This window comes from Nocardia sp. NPDC058176, from assembly GCF_042883805.1.
Taxonomy (GTDB): Bacteria; Actinomycetota; Actinomycetes; order Mycobacteriales; family Mycobacteriaceae; genus Nocardia.
On record NZ_JBHVVA010000009.1, the window covers coordinates 55,923 to 73,338 of the forward strand.

Genomic DNA, 17,416 nt, shown 5'->3' on the forward strand with positions numbered 1-17,416 from the left:
AGCTCAGTCGGATTCGAGCGTGACCGGCACGTCTACCTGCCTGCCATCGCGGATCAACCGCACGTTCACCGTCTCACCGATCTGGTGGGCCTGCACCGCGACGACCAGTTCGTCGGGGTTGGTGACCTCGCGCGCGCCGATCTTCACGACCACATCGCCCTCGACGATGCCCGCCTTGTCGGCCGGGCTGCCCGGGGTCACATCGGCGACCGCGGCACCGCTCATCACCTCGTTGGCGACGGTCTTGGTGCGCGCGCTCAGGCCGATCACCGGGTGGTGCATCTGCCCGTCGCGGATCAGGGCCTGGGTGACGGTGGTCATCACGTCGACCGGGATGGCGAAGCCGAGGCCCACCGAACCGCCGGTCTCGCTGCGGATGGCGGTGTTGATGCCGATCACCCGGCCCTGCATGTCCACCAGGGCGCCACCGGAGTTACCGGGGTTGATCGCGGCATCGGTCTGCACGGCGTCGATCACGGCATTGGTGTCGCTGCCCTCGCCCGCCAGCTTCACCGGGCGGTGCTGGGCGCTGACGATGCCGGAGGTGACGGTCTTGCTCAGGCCCAGCGGCGAACCGATCGCCAGCACGTCGTCGCCGACCTGGACATCGTCGGAGGAGCCCAGCTCGGCCACGGTCAGGTTCTTGGCGTCGACCTTGAGCACGGCGAGGTCGGTCTTGGGGTCGCGGCCGACGATCTCGGCGGGCACCCGGTTGCCGTCGGAGAACTGCACCTGGATGGCGGCCCGGTCGGACTTGTCGGTCGCGGCCATCGAGATCACGTGGTTGTTGGTGACCACGTAGCCCGCGCCGTCGATCACCACGCCGGAACCGGTGGCGCCGTTGTCGCCCACGGTGACCCGGATCGAGACGACCGAGGGCAGCACCGCGTCGGCGACGGCGGCGATCGGGCTGCGCGGGGCATCGATGCCCGAGCTCTGGTCCAGGGTCACCTTGCGTGAGGTGAGCGTGGAGGCGGTCTCGGCGGTGATCCGCCCGACCAGCCCACCGACGAGGGCGATGGCCAGCGCGAGCACGGCCAGCAGGGCCAGCGCCTTGGGCGCGACCCGGGAACCGAACAGCACCTCGCGCGCGGTCAGCTTGGGGGCGACGGGCAGGCGGGCCGCGGGCGCGGTCTCCACCGCGGGAGCGCCGAGCCGGGCGCCTGCCTCGGGATCACGCCACGGGTCGACCGGACCGGCGATGGCGGTGTGCGACCGGTCGGCGCCGGGTTCGCGCTGCAGGAGTTCGTCGGAGCCGTCGGGCCGGGCGAAGGCCTCGGCCAGGACGCCGTCGGGCGGGCGCTGGGTGATCGACTGATCGGCGGGCGTCGCGCCCGGCCGCTGCGGGTCGTGCGGTGCGAACGAACCGGACTGGCCGTTCGGGCGACGGAACGCGCGCGCGGTATGGCTGTCGATGTGGGGCCGGTACACCGGGCGCGGGCCGAGGGTCGGCGCGTCGGAGGGCCGCAGATTGCCTCGGTTGTCCCCCGAATCCGAGTGCTCGGCCGATCCGGAATTCGTCGATTCGCCTGTCACGTCCGTGACTCTACTTGCGCCGCCAGGTTGTCCACCGGGTCGCGGTGAAGGAATCGGTGAGGAAACCGAGAAAAGCCTCGTTACGGCGCGGCGGTTCGGCGCCGGGGAGCTCGGCCAGCGGGATCCGGGTGAGGCTGTCGTGCAGGCTGCGCGGTACGTCGACCTGGGCGGCCCGGCGCAGCGCGATGCGCGCCTGCTGCTGGGCATCGACCTCGGCCGCGCACTCGGGGCAGACCGAGATGTGCTGGGCGGCGCGCAGATACGCGTTCATGCGCAACTCACCGTCGACATAGGCCGCGATCGCCTCGCTGGCCAGATGCTCGGTGGGCTGAAAGCGCGGGGTCCGACCCGAGGCACTGGGTTCCACGCTCATACGGAGTTTTCCCTTCCGACCGACATCAACCGAGAGCCCCGATGACGCCGAACCCGGCATCACCCTGCGAAGGCGTCAGCGGAGTACCGCTGCTCAGTTCCATTATGCGCAAGGTACTCGCGCAATGCCTGCCGCCCACGATGGATCCGGCTGCGCACGGTCCCCAGCTTCACGCCGAGCGTCGCGCCGATCTCCTCGTAGGACAGGCCCTCGATGTCACACAGGACCACCGCGGCGCGGAACTCCGGCGCCAGCGCGTCGAGCGCTTTCTGCAGGTCGGGGTCGAGGCGCGCGTCGTGGTAGGCGTCCTCGGGGGTCGGCCCCTCGGCGGGGACGCGGTCGTAGTCCTCGGGCAGCGCTTCCATCCGGATGCGGTTGCGACGGCGGACCATGTCGAGGAAGAGATTGGTGGTGATGCGGTGCAGCCAGCCCTCGAAGGTGCCGGGCTGGTAGTTCTGCAGCGAACGGAACACCCGGATGAAGGTTTCCTGGGTGAGGTCCTCGGCGTCCTGCGCGTCGCCGGAGAGGCGGTAGGCCAGCCGGTACACCCGGTCGGCGTGTTCGCGGACCAATTCGTCCCAGGAGGGCATGACCGTGCGATCGCCGGTCGCGTCGAAGGCGGCGGTGCCGGTGAGCTCGTCGAGCTGTTCGGCTTCGGCCGCGGCGTCGAGATCGGCGGGGAGAGTGTGGTCGGGCAGTGGAGCGTTCGGACGCGCCGTGTCTACCATCGGGATGGGACACCTCCTACTCGGGACCGCTGGCACGAAACGTGGCGGTCCGGGTCAGCGAACCTTGCTATCGGAATCAACCAGCAACTGTGTGAGGTTGTTCCCGGGTCTCGTGCCCGCCGCGATCGGCTGGCCTTGCGTAGGGCAACTATTTCCTGCCCTGATATGGGTCAGGTGTGGAGATCCTGAGTGGGACCTGAGAATCCTGTCCGGCCTCGAGCCTAAACCGGCCTGCTGGGGAAAAGCAGCAGTTCGGGGCGGGTTGTGACCGATTCGCAAACTCTGGGCAATTTTTCGGACGGAGTACGACACTTGCCCCGATCGGCGCCTTCGCTGAATACACAGACGGTGTCGGTGGCCTAGCCTCATAGCTGTGGCATCGAACGTGGAGCGGAATCTGGCCTATGTGGAGGAGTCCGTCGTCGAGGACGAGGTCCTCCTCGACGCGCGCGAGCGGGCCGTCGAGCTGGGCGCCGCGCCCGTCCCGGCCTCGGTCGGGGCCCTGCTGAGCATGTACGCGCAGATGCTCGGCGCGCGAGCGGTCGTCGAGGTGGGTACCGGCGCCGGCATCAGCGGGTTGTGGCTGCTCGACGGCATGCGCGAGGACGGCACCCTCACCACGATCGACTCCGAGCCCGAGCATCAGCGCGCGGCCAGGGAGGCCTTCCGCACCGCCGAGATCGCCCCCGCGCGCACCCGGCTGATCAACGGGCGCGCCCTTGACGTGCTACCCCGGCTGGCCGACGGCGCCTACGACCTGGTCTTCATCGACGCCGCGCCGATGGAACACCCGCATTACGTGGAGCAGGGCGTGCGCTTGCTGCGCGAGGGCGGTGCCTTCATCCTCAACAACGCGCTGCTCGGCGGGCGCGTGCCGGATCAGTCCCAGCGCGATCCGGCCACCCAGGCGGTGCGCGCGGCCACCCGTGCCATCGCCGAGAACCCCGAACTCACCAGCGTGCTGATCCCGATCGGCGACGGCCTGCTCTGCGCCTCGCGCGGTTAACCGACCCAGATTCCCTTGCCGACGGTGACCACACCGCCGTTGCTGACCGCGAAACGGTCGCGGTCGCGGTCCAGGTCGACGCCGATGATCTCGCCCTCGCCGACCACCACGTTCTTGTCCAGGATCGCGTGGCGCACCACCGCGCCGCGCCCGATGCGCACACCCGGCATGAGCACACTGCCCTCGACGGTGGCGCCGTCGTCGATCACCACGTTCGAGCTGAGCACCGAATTGCGGACGGTGGCCGCGGACAGGATCGAGCCCGCGCCGACGATCGATTCCTGCGCGAGGCCGCCCTGGGCGAACTTGGCAGGCGGCAGGTTCTCGGCGGCGCCGCGGATCGGCCAGTGCTTGTTGTAGAGGTTGAACACCGGGTGCACCGAGACCAGGTCCATGTGCGCCTCGTAGAAGGCGTCGATGGTGCCGACGTCGCGCCAGTAGCCGCGGTCGCGTTCGGTGGCGCCGGGCACCTCGTTGTCGGCGAAGTCGTAGACCGCGGCCTGGCCCGCCGCGACCAGCGACGGGATGATGTCGCCGCCCATGTCGTGATCGGAGTCGGAGTTCTCGGCGTCGGCGCGGATCGCGTCGACGAGCACGCGGGTGGTGAACACGTAGTTGCCCATCGACGCGAACGTCACGTTCGGATCGTCGGGGGTGCCGGGCGGATGCGCGGGCTTCTCCAGGAACTGGGTGATCCGGCCGGACTCGTCGGAGTCGATGCACCCGAAGGCACTGGCCTCGCTGCGCGGCACCCGGATCCCGGCCACGGTGACGCCGGCACCGGAGGCGATGTGGCTGGCGACCATCTGCTCCGGGTCCATCCGGTACACGTGGTCGGCGCCGAAGACCACGATGTAGTCCGGGTCCTCGTCGTAGATCAGGTTGAGCGACTGCATGATCGCGTCGGCGCTGCCGGTGTACCAGCGCGGCCCGAGCCGCTGCTGGGCGGGTACCGGGGTGATGTACTCCCCGGTGAATCCGGACAGCCGCCAGGTCTGCGAGATGTGGCGATCCAGCGAGTGCGACTTGTACTGGGTGAGCACGCACAGCCGCAGATAGCCCGCGTTCACCAGATTGCTGAGTACGAAATCGATCAGTCGGTAGGCGCCACCGAACGGAACCGCGGGCTTGGCGCGGTCTGCCGTGAGCGGAAACAGTCGTTTGCCCTCGCCACCGGCGAGCACGATCCCGAGTACGTGCGGCTGGCTCCTCACATGCTCAAAGTACAGGTCCGCCAGCACTACGGTGGCCCATGCCGACCCGAGGGTCTAATTTGGACCAGTGAGTTATGGCACCGACGGCGACGAGGCGCGGGTGGATCCGCTGCGGGTCGCCATGCTGACCCGGGAGTATCCGCCCGAGGTGTACGGCGGTGCGGGGGTGCATGTCACCGAACTCACGGCTCGGTTGCGGGCGCTGTGTGAAGTGACGGTGCACTGTATGGGGGCGCCGCGTAATGGTGCCGTGGTGCATCGGCCCGATCCCGAGCTCTACGCCGCCAATGCGGCGCTGCAGATGATGTCGGCACAGTTGCGGATGGCCGACGCGGTGGGCGGGGTGGACGTGGTGCACTCGCACACCTGGTACGCGGGACTGGCCGGGCACCTCGCGGCGACGCTGTACGGGATTCCGCATGTGCTCACGGCACATTCGCTGGAGCCGCGGCGGCCGTGGAAGGCCGAGCAGCTCGGCGGCGGATACCGGCTCTCGTCGTGGTCGGAACGCAATGCCATGGAGCACGCCGACGCCGTCATCGCGGTGAGCGAGGGCATGCGCCACGACGTGCTCGACGCCTATCCCGCGATCGACCCGGACCGGGTCCACGTGGTGCACAACGGGATCGACGCGACGGTCTGGCATCCCGGCCCGCCCGCCGGGACCGAGCAGCCGGTGCTGGAGCGGCTCGGGGTGCGCGCCGACCGGCCGATCGTCTCGTTCGTCGGGCGGATCACCCGGCAGAAGGGCGTCGGGCACCTGCTCGCCGCGGCCGCCGACTTCGACCCCGAGATCCAGCTGGTGTTGTGCGCCGGCGCGGCTGATACCAGGGAACTCGAACTCGAGGTGGCCGCCGCCGTCGACGGGCTGCAGCGGGAACGCGGGAACGTGTTCTGGGTCAAGGAGATGCTGCCCACCGAGCAGGTGCGCCAGATCCTGGCCGCCTCGGCGGTCTTCGTGTGCCCCTCGGTGTACGAGCCGCTCGGCATCGTCAATCTGGAGGCCATGGCGTGTGCGACGGCGGTCGTGGCTTCCGATGTGGGCGGGATTCCCGAGGTCGTCGACGACGGCGTCACCGGTCGCCTCGTCCACTACGACCCGACCGCACCGGGCGACTACGAGCGCACCTTGGCCGCCGCGGTGAACGAGGTGGCGAGCGATCCGGACCTGGCCTGGCGTTACGGCGAAGCAGGCAGGGCCCGGGCGATCGCCGAATTCGACTGGTCCCGCATCGCCGAACGCACCGTCGAGGTCTACCGCACCGTCCTCCGTCCTTAGGCCCCGGCCAGCCGTCTCACCGAATCCGGCCGCTCAGCGCACCGATCGCCCGAACCGAAGCCGCCGCACCGAGCTGGACGCTCGATCACCAGGCGCTGGTGGGTAGCGCTTCTCGGCCGATACTCACCTGGGAGCCTGGTAATCAACGGTCCAACTCGACGCGGCTTGTGGTCGTCGGGGCGCCGCGACTTCGCAGCGGCCGTGGTCAAGGTGTGGGTAGGTAGACCGAGACCGTCACCGACGCGGTGACCTCGGTGATGTCCGGGAGTGCGACGATGCGTGGGTCGTCGGCGGGGGTGCCGTGGAAGGCGGACGGGCCCATGGCGATCACCTTGGTGACATCGGTGCGCGAGAGCTTCATCGGGAACTCGACGAGGGTGTGTTCGGCGCAGGTGAAGGTGTCGGCCAGTGAGTCCGCGAGGCGACGGTCCTTGTCGGGGTCGACGCGAACCATGTCGAGCGGGCCGACCAGCTCGCCCAGGTGCCGAGCGGTGGGGGTGACCACGACGAAACGACCACCGGGCGCGAGGACCCGGGCGATCTCGGCGGGGTTGCGTGGAGCGAAGACCGAGAGGACGCCGGTGAGGGTGTTGTCGCGGAGCGGAAGTCCGCGCCAGGCGTCGGCGAGGATCGAGGCCATGCGGGGATGCGCGCGAGCGGCTCTGCGGGCAGCTGGTTTGGCCACGTCCAGGGCGACGCCGAGTGCGTCCGGTGCCGCGTCGAGGACCTCTGCCAGGTAGTAACCGGTACCGGCGCCGACCTCGAGGAACGCACGGGCGCCGGTCGGGGCAGGCTCGGCGCAGGCGCGGGCGGCCGCGGTGGCGATGGGCGCGAAATGCCCGGCGCCCTGGAAAGCCGCGCGGGCGTCGAGCATGTCGGCGGTGTCGCCGGTCATCTTCGTCGACGCGCCGGTCAGTAGTCCGACATAACCCTGCCGGGCGATGTCGAAGCTGTGTCCGTTCGCGCAGCGCAGGCTGCGTTCGGACGACTGCAGGGCGTGGCCGCACTCCGGACAGGCCAGGAGTGCGGCCACCTCGGACAGTGCCGTCAGCTGGTGACGCTCTTCAGTTCGTCACCGAGCGCCGCAGCCTCGTCCGGTGTGAGTTCGACGACCAGACGCCCGCCACCCTCGAGTGGAACCCGCATGACGATTCCACGACCTTCCTTGGTTGCCTCGAGGGGACCGTCCCCGGTACGGGGCTTCATGGCCGCCATCCTCTGCTCCCTCCAGATCTGCGCGGTGGAGTGCGCACCTGTTCTCTGGCCCGCCGGGTGTTCGGCGAGCCACACCGGTCCTATTCTTCCCTATTGCCGTCGCGGGCGGACACCTGAGTACGAAATGTGACTGGTGAGTCGGTTCCGTTCGGGGCGGCTTTCACCCAGCAAACCGCCAGGTGATCGTCGACCATCCCGGTCGCCTGCATGAGGGCATAGGCCGTCGTCGGGCCGACGAAAGCGAAGCCCCGGCGCTTCAATTCCTTTGCCAGAGCAATGGATTCGGTTGTGGTGGCCGGTACCTCGGCGATCGTGGCCGGGCGCGGGCGCGCCGGGGGTGCGAACGACCACACCAGCTCGTCGAGGCCGATCGGCAGGTCACGAGCAACCCGGGCGTTGTTGATCGCCGCGTCGATCTTGGCGCGATTGCGCACGATGCCCGCGTCGGCCAGCAGCCGCGCGCGGTCGTCGGCGCCGAATTCGGCGACTTTCGCGATCTCGAAACCGGCGAACGCTGCCCGGAACGCGGGGCGCTTGCGCAGGATGGTGATCCAGGCCAGCCCGGACTGGAACGCCTCGAGACACAGCCGCTCGAACAGGGCGTCGTCGCCGTGCAGGGGCTGCCCCCACTCGGTGTCGTGGTACTCGCGGTAGAGCTGGGAACCGGTCGACCAGGGGCAGCGGACGAGCCCGTCGTCGGCGAGTTCGGTCACGGGCGGTCCTGTCCCGCGATCACCTGCGCCTGCCACTGGCGCGCCTGGGCCAGTTCGAGCTCGAGCTCGTCGATCCGCTCGGCGAGCCTGCCCAGCGCCCAGTCCACCTCACCGGCCTTGTATCCGCGCACCACCTGCTGGAATCGCAGCGCCCGCACATCGGCCCCCGTGACACCGTGGGCGGGCAGCACCGTCGCGGTCGTGCCCTCCGGCAACGGCCCGAGCTCCTCGGACCGGCCGAACACCGCACTCGCGACAAGGAACAGCATCGCCGCGACCAACCCGACGATGAGCACATAGAGAAGCAGCGTCAGCATGCATCCACCTTAGGTAATACCTCCGACACAACCCGACACCCGATTTCGCAAGGACATGGGTAACTCGCCGGGTACGGGCCAACCCGCCCACCACCCCAGAGCTTGCCGCCGACGCATCCCACCTCGCACCTGAGTCCGGCCTGAATTCTCGGGGAGGCGGACCAGCTCAGAGATGCCTGGTGGTGTCGATACCCAGGGACATGCCCGCGAGGCCGCGCTTGCGGATGGCGAGTTTGTCGGCCACGCCCTGCAGGGCCTTGGCGGCCGGGTTGTCCGGGTCGCCAAGGATGATGGGGGTGCCCTCGTCGCCGCCTTCACGCAGGGCCTGCTCGATCGGGATCTGACCGAGCAGTGGAACGTTCGCGCCGACCGCTCGGGTGAGACTGTCGGCGACGACCTGGCCGCCGCCGGTGCCGTAGAGGTCCATCCGGGAGCCGTCGGGCAGGTCGAGCCAGGACATGTTCTCGACCACGCCGGCGATGCGCTGGCGGGTCTGCAGGGCGATCGCGCCGGCCCGTTCGGCCACCTCGGCCGCAGCCACCTGCGGGGTGGTGACGACCAGGATCTCGGCGTTCGGGATCAGCTGGGCGATGGAGATCGCGACGTCGCCGGTGCCGGGCGGCAGATCGAGCAGCAGCACGTCCAGGTCGCCCCAGAACACATCGGCCAGGAACTGCTGCAGCGCGCGGTGCAGCATCGGGCCGCGCCACACCACCGGCGTGTTGCCCTGGGTGAACTGCGCGATCGAGATCATCTTCACGTTGTGCGCGACCGGCGGGATGATCATCCGCTCGACCTGGGTCGGCTTGGCATCCGAGCCCAGCATGCGGGGGATGGAGTGGCCGTAGATGTCGGCGTCGAGCACGCCGACCGAGAGGCCGCGTTCGGCGAGCGCCACCGCGAGGTTGGCGGTGACGCTGGACTTGCCGACCCCGCCCTTGCCGGAGGCGACGGCGTAGACACGGGTCAGTGAACCGGGCTGGGCGAACGGGATGACCGGCTCGGCCGAGTCGCCGCGCAGCGACTTGCGCAGCTCGGTGCGCTGCTCGTCGCTCATCACATCGAGATCGACCGACACGGCGCCGGCACCGGGCACGTCGGCGACGGCCTTGGTGACCCGCTGGATGATCTCGGTGCGTAGCGGGCACCCCGAGGTCGTCAGGTAGATCTCGACGTGCACGTCACCGCTGTCGGCGATGGCGATGCTCTTGACCATGCCCAACTCGGTGATCGGCTTGCGGATCTCCGGATCGTCGACCTTCGCGAGCGCGGCCCGCACATCCGCTTCCGTAATCACTGGCATACATCCGATGTTAGGCGTGCCCCGATCGGTCGCTGACCCGGGGACGACAGTCCCCGCCCGGCGAGGCGGATTCCTAGTGGATCCGCGGCAGATCCTGTGGCTTCGGGGCCAGGCCGCTCGAGTAGGAGCCCGACCACGCCATCACATTGGCGACGTAGGCCATCGAGTTGTTGTAGCGCAGGATCGCCTTGGACTGCTGGGACAGATCGCGCATGTTCAGGCCGCCGTCGCACAGGTACCGGCCCGCGGTGAGTGCCGCGTCGAAGAGGTTCTGCGGATCGGAGATGCCGTCGGCGTTGCCGTCGGCGGCGTAGCGCTGCCAGGTCTCGGGCAGGAACTGCATCGGGCCGACGGCGCGGTCGTAGCCGCCGATGCCGTCGAGCACGCCGCCGTCGCTGTCATGGATGACATTGTTGCCCGCGAGGCTGCCGTCGAGGACCGGTCCGTAGACCGCCTTGATCGGGTTGCCGTCCGCGTCGGCCTTGCCGAAGGCATGGGTGGACTCGACGCGACCGATGCCGGCCAGCAGCGACCAGGACATCCCGCAGTGCGGATTCTCCACGGCCAGTTGCTCTTCGGCGCTCTGGTAGGCGGCGACCGCGATACCGGGAATGCCGAGCGGCCCCGCGGGGATGTCGGCGGCGATGCGATCACCCGGCAGCGCAACGGTTTTCACGACCGGCGTCGCCGAGGGGGACTGACGCGCCTCCGCATGAGCGACCTCGGCGATGTCGGCCAGCGGCGAGGCGGCCAGCTCGGGCCCGGCCTCGTCGGGATCGATATCGGGCAACAGGTCGTGCTCGACCGCCGCGGTGGCTGTGCTGGTCGCCTCGGTCGAGGCCGCGGTAACGGCGACGAGTCCGGCGGGGACCAATCCGGTCAGTGCGATGAGCGAGCTACGACGAACCGTTGTAGCAGGCTGTTTCCGATGACGACCCACTGTGTGGTGCCCTCCTCAACCGTGTTGGATGAGAAGAGATTACCGCACCCGAGATCTTTTTGTTACCCCTCTGTGATCTGAATTTCGGTTTGATTTCTAGGGAACCGCGGGGGCGGGCGGCAGCGGGATGACGATGTTGAACGGCAGCGTGATCGCGGGCGGCGCGGGGGGCTCGACCGGCGCAGGCGGGGCGGGCTCCTCGGTCGGCGCGATGCCGGGCTCCGGCGTCTTCTGCGGCGCGGCGGGCGCCGGGGGACCGGCCGGGGGCGCGGGCTCCTCCTCGGTCACCGCGGGGGTGCACGCGGCCGCCTCGGTCTGCTCGCCGGGTGCCGCCGGATCCTGCGCCGCCGGGTCTTTCGGTGCCTCGGCGCCGAAGGTCTGCTCGACCGGTGCGCGGCCCGGTTCGAGCGGGTTCGGCATCACCGCGGGCTGCGGGGCGCTCGCGCACGTCTCCGGCTCGGGCGGGGGCGGCGGGCAGAAGATGCCGCAGGGGATCGGCGGCAGGCCGGGCAGGGTGATCATCACCTGCGTCGGTGTGGTGGTCTTCGGCGTGTTCGGCGGCAGCTGGGCCGCCGTCGACGGCGGTGCCGCGGTGGGCGCGTCGGTCGAGGCGGCGAGGACGTTCGGCGAGACCATCGGGGCGCTGCCCGGCGGCACGATCTCGGGCGAGATGGCCACCTGGCTCGGCGCGCCACCGTTGCGATACGCGGCCGACCAGCTCAGCACATTGGCCGCGTAGGACATGGAGTTGTTGTAGCGCAGCACCGCCCGCAGTTCCTGGGCGGCCTCGCGCAGGTTCATCCCGCCCGAACACAGGTACTTGCCCGCCGCGAGCGCGGCGTCGAAGACGTTGTGCGGGTCGGCCGTGCCGTCGCCGTTGCCGTCGGCGGCGTAGTGCACCCAGGTGGTCGGCAGGAACTGCATGGGACCGACCGCCCGCATGAACCCGCCGTCGGCTTCCTTGATGATCTCGTTGCCGGGCAGGGTGCCGTCGAGTGCCGGACCGAAGATTGGGGTGGTCGTCGTGCCCGCGGCGTCGGTGCGGCCGCTGCTGGCGTGCCCGGATTCGATGCGGCCGATCCCGGCCAGCAGGTTCCAGGTGAGCCCGCAGCCCGGCTGCGCGGTCTCCAGCGCGAGTTCGGCATTGCGGTAGGCGGCCAGCACGATCTCCGGGATGCCGAGCGCACCGCTACCGGGTGGAAGCGAGATGCTCTGCAGCGGAACGGTTCCGGCGAACGGCGCCAGGCTGTTCGCCGAGGGGGAGAGGGCGCGCAGCTTGCGCGGCGCCTCCTGGGAGACCGGCAGCAGGCCGACGACCTCGGAGGGGTCGGTGTCGGCCGGGTCGTCGGTGGTGCTCGCCGAGGCGGCGAGCAGGGCCTCCGGTGCGGTCGGCGCGGTGCTCGGGGTCGAGGTGTGCGCCGCCGACCCGGACGCGACGAGTCCTGCGACGACGAGGGCCGACATCGTTATCGGAGCAGAGATTCGCATTGCGGCCACACCCTTTACGTCGAAGCAGCGGCACCGCAGAGTCCCCCCTCCGGCCCGCCCGGAACAACGTGATCCAGGTTACCTACCGGTCAGGTAGTTATAGAGCATTTCCGGTCACTCGTCTGGAGTACCTGGCGAAATGGGGGCGCCGGAGGGTGTTTGACCGGAGGTTTTCTTGCGCGCGACCTTCCGCTTCTTCTCCGTCTTCGGCGCGCCGTCGGGCGTGGTGACCGCGTCGATGCGGTCGAGCACCTCTCTGATCTCCTCCAGTTCGCGGCGCAGGTAGTCGCGGGTGGCGACCTCGCCGACCGCGAGCCGCAGCGAGGCGAGTTCCCTGGCGAGGAACTCGGTGTCGGCCTTGGTCTGCGCCGCGCGGGTCCGGTCCTCCTCGAGCGAGACCTTGTCCCGGTTGTCCTGGCGGTTCTGGGCCAGCAGGATCAGCGGCGCGGCGTAGGCGGCCTGGGTGGAGAAGGCCAGATTGAGCAGGATGAACGGGTAGGGGTCCCACTGCAGGGCGACCGCGAAGACATTGAGCAGGATCCACACGATGACGATCACCGTCTGGATCGCCAGGTAGCGCCCGGTGCCGAGGAACCGGGCGACCCGCTCGCTGAACTTCGCGACCGCCTCGGAGTCCCAGTCGAAGCTGAAGCGCGAGCCCGACGGCGTCTCCAGCCGCTGGCGCGACGGGTTCTTCTCGCTCACGCCGTGCCTCCGGTCGCGGGGATCGACTCGGCCGCCACGGGTGCGAGCGGCGGTGCCTCTTCTTCGCGCCAGTCCTCGGGCAGCAGGTGATCGAGGACGTCGTCGACGGTCACCGCGCCGAGCAGATGGTTCTCGGCGTCGACGACCGGACCGCACACCAGGTTGTAAGTGGCGAAATAGCGGGTCACCGCCGAGAGCGGCAGGTCCGGTGACAGCGGCGACAGATCGGCGTCGACGATGCCGCCGACCAGGTGCGCGGGTGGTTCGCGCAGCAGCTGCTGGATGTGTACGCAGCCGAGGTAGCGGCCGGTGGGGGTGGCGGTCGGCGGCCGGACGACGAAGGCCATCGAGGCCAGCGCGGGGGTGAGGTCGGGGTCGCGGACCCTGGCCAGCGCCTCGGCGACGGTGGTCGAGGGACTGAGCACGACCGGTTTGGGCGTCATCAGACCGCCCGCGGTGTCGGGGGAGTGCGCGAGCAGCCGGCGCACCGGCTCGGATTCCTCCGGGTCCATCAGCGCCAGCAGGGATTCGGCTTCGCTCTCGGGCAGCTCGCCGAGCAGGTCGGCGGCGTCGTCGGGGTCCATCGCCTCGAGCACGTCGGCGGCGCGGCGCACCTCGAGATGGCCGAGCAGGTCGACTTGGTCGTCGTCGGGCAGTTCCTGGACCACGTCGGCGAGGCGTTCGTCGTCGAGGGCAAGCGCCACCTCGATGCGGCGCTTCTCGGGCAGTTCGCGCAACCGGTGCGCCACATCGGCGGCGCGCAGTCCCTCGAACTGCGCGAGCAGACTGGTGACGTCCTGTCCCGGCTTGCCCACCTCCGACGGCGTCAGCCCGCTGACCTGCGACCAGTCGACCACGTGCACCGTCCGCCTGCGCCCGAGCCGCCGGTGCCCGCGCACCGCGACCCGGCCGACGACCCAGTCCCTGGTCCTGGTCTGCTCGATCCCGAGGTCGGTGACATAGACGTCGACGCCGTCGAGATCGGGCAGGTCGGGATCGTGCACCCGCACAGCTGTGTCGACGACCTGGTCCAGTGCCAGCAATTCCCCGGCGCGCTGGGCGAATCGGCGCAGGCTGACGGTCCCGGTGTTGAGCGTGACCATCCCGGGTTCGATCGCCGTGACCCGCAGCATCGGCACGAAAATCCGCTGCCGGGTGAGCAGTTGGACGACCAGACCGTGCACCCTGGGTTGCTGGCGACCGTAGCGGACGGCCACGACGACATCGCGGACCCGGCCGATAGACTCCCCGTCCGGACCCAGCACCGTCAGTCCGGCGAGTCGGGCGACGTACACCCTGGTGGTTGCCATGACCCTCAGGCTAGGCGGTCCGCTACGGCCGGGCACGCCACGCCACGGCCGGTGTGACGAACAACAGGAGGAGCGCCGATGAAGCCCCGCCGTTCGGTACTGGCCGTGCCAGGCAGCAATCCGAAGATGATCGCCAAGGCCAAGGGCCTGCCGGTCGACGAGGTGTTCCTCGATCTCGAGGACGCGGTGGCGCCCGGCGCGAAGGCCACCGCCCGGGCCAACATCGTGGCCGCGCTCAACGAGTCGGGCTGGGGCGCCCAGCTGCGGGTGGTGCGGGTCAACGACTGGTCGACCGAGTGGACCTACGCCGATGTGATCAGCGTCGTCGAGGGCGCGGGCGCCTACATCGATGCGATCCTGCTGCCCAAGGTGATCGACGCCGGTCAGGTGCGGGCGCTGGATCTGCTGCTGACCCAGCTGGAGAAGGCGAGCGGGCTCGAGGTGGGCCGCATCGGCATCGAACCGCAGATCGAGAACGCGCGCGGCCTGCGCGCGATCGACGAGATCGCCACCGCGAGCCCACGGGTGCAGGCGCTGGTGTTCGGTCCGGCCGATTTCATGGCCAGCATCAACATGCGCACCCTGGTGGTCGGCGAGCAGCCCGACGGCTACGACGTCGGCGACGCCTACCACCACATCCTGATGACCATCCTGCTCACCGCTCGCGCGCACGGCCTGCAGGCGATCGACGGTCCGTACCTGCAGATCCGCGATGTCGACGGGTTCCGCCGGGCCGCCGCCCGCACGGCCGCACTGGGTTTCGACGGCAAATGGGTGCTGCACCCCGGTCAGGTCGACGCCGCCAACGAGATCTTCAGTCCCCGGCAGAGCGACTACGACCGGGCCGAGGAGATCCTCGACGCCTACGCCTTCCACACCTCCGCCGCGGGTGGCGCGCGTGGCGCGGTGATGTTGGGAGATGAGATGATCGATGAAGCCAGCGCGAAAATGGCTCAGGTGATTGCTGACAAGGGTCGCGCTGCCGGAATGACGCGCACGACGCGTTTCACTCCGCCATCGCCGGACCAGGAATAGCAGAATGGGACTATGACGAATCCCTTGGGCAACCCGAATCGCGGACGGCAGGCGTTGCCGACGCCGCCGACGGGCTGGCCGGTCGGCTCGTATCCGACCTATGCCGAGGCACAGCGCGCCGTCGACTACCTGGCCGACGGGCAGTTCCCGGTGGGCGACGTGACCATCGTCGGCGTGGACCTGATGCAGGTCGAGCGGGTGCTGTACCGGCTGACCTGGGGCAAGGTCATCGGCGGCGGCGTGGTGTCGGGCGCGTGGCTCGGCCTGTTCCTCGGTCTGCTGCTGAGCCTGTTCACCACCACCGGTGGGGCGCTGGGTCCGCTGGTCGTCGGTCTGCTCGGTGGCATCGTCTTCGGCGTCATCACCACCTCGATCCCGTACGCGGCCACCAAGGGCCAGCGCGACTTCGCCTCGACGATGCAGCTCGTCGCCGGCCGCTACGACGTGCTGTGCGATCCCAAGTCCGCCGAACGCGCCCGCGACATGCTGGCCCGATTGGCCCTGTGAGCCAATGGATGTGGTGAACACGGTCCGCACCGCGGTGCTGGACCACTACGGCGTCGAGCGCGCGCGGATCGACTCGGCCTCGGTCACCTTCCTCGGCCTCGAGCCGATCGAGATCCTGCGCATCCCCGGTGACGGCGCGGTGCACTACGCGACCCTGGGCGGGTCACGGCATCCGATGGGCGATCCGGCCGACCTGCTGGCCGACCCCGTGCGCGGCCCGCGCGCCGAACTGGTGCTGACCCTGCTGCTGAGCGCGGGACCGCAGGCAGGCGTGGCCCGGTCGCTGGGCGTGCTCGTCGCCACGCCGTCGGTGGAAGGCGTTGTGCTGCAAGCCGACGCACTGCTCGACCTGGGAGAACCGCTGTGGCACAACGCGAAGTTCACCGCGGTGCTGCTCGGCGAGAGCGAGGTCCCCGAGGTGGAACTGCCCGACCCCGCCGAGCCGGTGCGCTATCTGAGCGTCACCCCGGTGACCGCGACCGAGGCCGCCTGGGTGCGGGTGCGCGGTGCGCAGGCCCTGCGCGAGGCCTGGGCCGAGGCCGGGATCGATGTGCGTGATCCCGCCCGCGGTGCGGTGAACCTCTAGAGCCACTTGTTGCGGCGGAAACTGCGGAACAGCAGCCCGCACAGCACCGCCATCAGCAGCAGCACCGCGGGATAGGCCCACGGCTGGTGCAGCTCCCACATGATGTCGAAGTTCATGCCGTAGATCCCGGCGATCAGCGTGGGCACGGCGGCCATCGCGGCATAAGCCGAGATCTTGCGCATGTCGGTGTTCTGCTGGACGCTGATCTTGGCCAGCGCCGCGTTCACCAGGCCGCTGAGCGATTCGTCGAAATAGGTGATGTGCTCGGAGACGCTGGTGTGATGGTCGGCGACATCGCGCATGTAGCGCCGGATCTCGGTGGGCACCGGCAGGATCTGGTCGTTGGCCAGCCGCTCGAGCGGCAGCGCCAGCGGGGAGACCGCGCGGCGCAGTTCCACCACTTCGCGTTTGAGCTGGTAGATCGAGCCGATGCCGATCTTCGACGACGGCGTGAACACCGCCTCCTCCATCTCGGCGATGTCCTGCTCGATCGACTCCGAGACCTCGACATAGGAGTCGACGACGTGATCGGCGACGGCGTGCAGCACCGAGTACGGGCCGAAGGCCACCTGGTCGGGACGCTGTTCCAGGTCGTGCCGCACCCCGGCGAGCCCGGTGTGCTCGCCGTGGCGCACGGTGATCGCGAAATGCGGTCCGGTGAAGACCATGATGTCGCCGGTCTCGACGATCTCGCTGGTCGATTCCAGGTCGTGCTCGACGTAGGAGACCGTGCGCAGCACCAGGAACAGGGTGTCGTCGTAGCGTTCGAGTTTGGGGCGCTGGCGGCCCTGCACCGCGTCGACGACGGTGTCCTCCACCGCCAGCGGGTGCAGGCCGAAGATCTCGGCGATGTCGTTCATCTGGGACTCGTCGGGATCGTGCAGGCCGACCCAGACGAAACCCGCCTCGGACTCGCTCGCTCCGGCGAGCGCCTCGCGTGGCGTGAAGTGCCCCGGTTGCCGTTTCCCGTCGACGTAGACCGCGCAGTCGACGATCGCCCGCGCGGTCGGCACGGGGATCCGCGGCAGCGGCGCCGCCGGGCGGCCTGACCCGCGAAACGACGGCATGGACGGCAGAGAGGGCACCTCTGGATGCTACGGGCCCGTACCGTCTCGGTGGACGAGCGCGCGGACGGCGAGACCGCACTGTAAGACTGAGGGT

Annotated in this window: 19 protein-coding genes; 5 read left to right on the forward strand and 14 right to left on the reverse strand. The window is 69.6% G+C overall.

The window, feature by feature from the left end; genetic code table 11:
* Positions 1–3 precede the first annotated feature (3 nt).
* From ACFVVM_RS31015 to sigE, 3 genes are read right to left on the reverse strand one after another with little or no spacing between them, the layout of a single operon-like run.
* Positions 4–1,536 carry a trypsin-like peptidase domain-containing protein gene (locus tag ACFVVM_RS31015; protein ID WP_387625569.1) on the reverse strand — a complete coding sequence of 511 codons (1,533 nt, stop codon included), beginning with the start codon at positions 1,534–1,536 and terminating at the stop codon, positions 4–6.
* Between the two features lie 10 nt (positions 1,537–1,546).
* Positions 1,547–1,909: a hypothetical protein gene (locus ACFVVM_RS31020; protein WP_387625571.1), complete on the reverse strand. Its 363-nt coding sequence runs from the start codon at positions 1,907–1,909 to the stop codon at positions 1,547–1,549.
* 59 nt (positions 1,910–1,968) lie between these two features.
* Complete coding sequence (sigE, locus tag ACFVVM_RS31025; RefSeq protein WP_387625573.1) at positions 1,969–2,637, reverse strand: RNA polymerase sigma factor SigE; 669 nt, start codon at positions 2,635–2,637, stop codon at positions 1,969–1,971.
* Between the two features lie 373 nt (positions 2,638–3,010).
* Between sigE and ACFVVM_RS31030 the strand changes: the two genes are divergently transcribed.
* Positions 3,011–3,643 carry an O-methyltransferase gene (locus ACFVVM_RS31030; protein WP_387625575.1) on the forward strand — a complete coding sequence of 211 codons (633 nt, stop codon included), beginning with the start codon at positions 3,011–3,013 and terminating at the stop codon, positions 3,641–3,643.
* Here the strand turns inward: ACFVVM_RS31030 and glgC are convergent.
* Complete coding sequence (gene glgC / locus ACFVVM_RS31035; RefSeq protein ID WP_387625577.1) at positions 3,640–4,857, reverse strand: glucose-1-phosphate adenylyltransferase; 1,218 nt, start codon at positions 4,855–4,857, stop codon at positions 3,640–3,642. The two genes, ACFVVM_RS31030 and glgC, sit on opposite strands and share 4 nt — an antisense overlap.
* A 109-nt stretch (positions 4,858–4,966) precedes the next feature.
* Between glgC and glgA the strand changes: the two genes are divergently transcribed.
* Positions 4,967–6,136 carry a glycogen synthase gene (glgA, locus tag ACFVVM_RS31040; RefSeq protein ID WP_387625840.1) on the forward strand — a complete coding sequence of 390 codons (1,170 nt, stop codon included), beginning with the start codon at positions 4,967–4,969 and terminating at the stop codon, positions 6,134–6,136.
* Between the two features lie 205 nt (positions 6,137–6,341).
* On the opposite strand, the gene ACFVVM_RS31045 is transcribed toward glgA, so the two are convergent.
* From ACFVVM_RS31045 to ACFVVM_RS31085, 9 genes are all read right to left on the reverse strand, one after another.
* On the reverse strand, positions 6,342–7,169 hold the full coding sequence (locus ACFVVM_RS31045; RefSeq protein ID WP_387625579.1) for a putative RNA methyltransferase: 828 nt from the start codon (positions 7,167–7,169) through the stop codon (positions 6,342–6,344).
* A gap of 14 nt (positions 7,170–7,183) precedes the next feature.
* Positions 7,184–7,351: a DUF3117 domain-containing protein gene (locus ACFVVM_RS31050; RefSeq protein ID WP_011211259.1), complete on the reverse strand. Its 168-nt coding sequence runs from the start codon at positions 7,349–7,351 to the stop codon at positions 7,184–7,186.
* Positions 7,352–7,431: 80 nt separating this feature from the next.
* Positions 7,432–8,064: a DNA-3-methyladenine glycosylase I gene (locus ACFVVM_RS31055; RefSeq protein ID WP_387625581.1), complete on the reverse strand. Its 633-nt coding sequence runs from the start codon at positions 8,062–8,064 to the stop codon at positions 7,432–7,434.
* Positions 8,061–8,381 (reverse strand): DivIVA domain-containing protein, encoded by a 321-nt coding sequence (locus ACFVVM_RS31060; protein ID WP_387625583.1) that lies wholly within the window; start codon positions 8,379–8,381, stop codon positions 8,061–8,063. The genes ACFVVM_RS31055 and ACFVVM_RS31060 overlap by 4 nt, the downstream gene beginning before the upstream one ends.
* Positions 8,382–8,547: 166 nt before the next feature.
* Positions 8,548–9,684 (reverse strand): Mrp/NBP35 family ATP-binding protein, encoded by a 1,137-nt coding sequence (locus ACFVVM_RS31065; protein ID WP_387625585.1) that lies wholly within the window; start codon positions 9,682–9,684, stop codon positions 8,548–8,550.
* A gap of 73 nt (positions 9,685–9,757) precedes the next feature.
* The gene (locus ACFVVM_RS31070) at positions 9,758–10,624 is read right to left on the reverse strand and encodes a lytic transglycosylase domain-containing protein (protein ID WP_387625587.1); all 867 of its coding nucleotides are present in this window, start codon (positions 10,622–10,624) and stop codon (positions 9,758–9,760) included.
* 96 nt (positions 10,625–10,720) lie between these two features.
* A complete protein-coding gene (locus ACFVVM_RS31075; RefSeq protein WP_387625589.1) occupies positions 10,721–12,112 on the reverse strand; it encodes a lytic transglycosylase domain-containing protein in 1,392 nt (463 codons plus the stop codon).
* Between the two features lie 114 nt (positions 12,113–12,226).
* The gene (locus tag ACFVVM_RS31080) at positions 12,227–12,817 is read right to left on the reverse strand and encodes a DUF1003 domain-containing protein (RefSeq protein WP_387625591.1); all 591 of its coding nucleotides are present in this window, start codon (positions 12,815–12,817) and stop codon (positions 12,227–12,229) included.
* On the reverse strand, positions 12,814–14,127 hold the full coding sequence (locus tag ACFVVM_RS31085; RefSeq protein WP_387625593.1) for a magnesium transporter MgtE N-terminal domain-containing protein: 1,314 nt from the start codon (positions 14,125–14,127) through the stop codon (positions 12,814–12,816). The genes ACFVVM_RS31080 and ACFVVM_RS31085 overlap by 4 nt, the downstream gene beginning before the upstream one ends.
* 78 nt (positions 14,128–14,205) lie before the next feature.
* Here ACFVVM_RS31085 and ACFVVM_RS31090 point away from each other — a divergent pair, with 78 nt between their 5' ends.
* Genes ACFVVM_RS31090 through ACFVVM_RS31100 form a run of 3 tightly spaced genes read left to right on the forward strand, consistent with a single transcriptional unit; the run spans position 14,206 to position 16,255 of the window.
* The gene (locus tag ACFVVM_RS31090) at positions 14,206–15,162 is read left to right on the forward strand and encodes an HpcH/HpaI aldolase/citrate lyase family protein (protein ID WP_387625595.1); all 957 of its coding nucleotides are present in this window, start codon (positions 14,206–14,208) and stop codon (positions 15,160–15,162) included.
* Between the two features lie 12 nt (positions 15,163–15,174).
* Complete coding sequence (locus tag ACFVVM_RS31095; RefSeq protein WP_302869043.1) at positions 15,175–15,669, forward strand: general stress protein; 495 nt, start codon at positions 15,175–15,177, stop codon at positions 15,667–15,669.
* A 4-nt stretch (positions 15,670–15,673) separates the two neighbouring features.
* A complete protein-coding gene (locus ACFVVM_RS31100) occupies positions 15,674–16,255 on the forward strand; it encodes a suppressor of fused domain protein (RefSeq protein ID WP_387625598.1) in 582 nt (193 codons plus the stop codon).
* On the opposite strand, the gene ACFVVM_RS31105 is transcribed toward ACFVVM_RS31100, so the two are convergent.
* A complete protein-coding gene (locus ACFVVM_RS31105) occupies positions 16,252–17,340 on the reverse strand; it encodes a magnesium and cobalt transport protein CorA (protein ID WP_387625600.1) in 1,089 nt (362 codons plus the stop codon). The genes ACFVVM_RS31100 and ACFVVM_RS31105 overlap by 4 nt on opposite strands.
* Between the last annotated feature and the right edge of the window lie 76 nt (positions 17,341–17,416).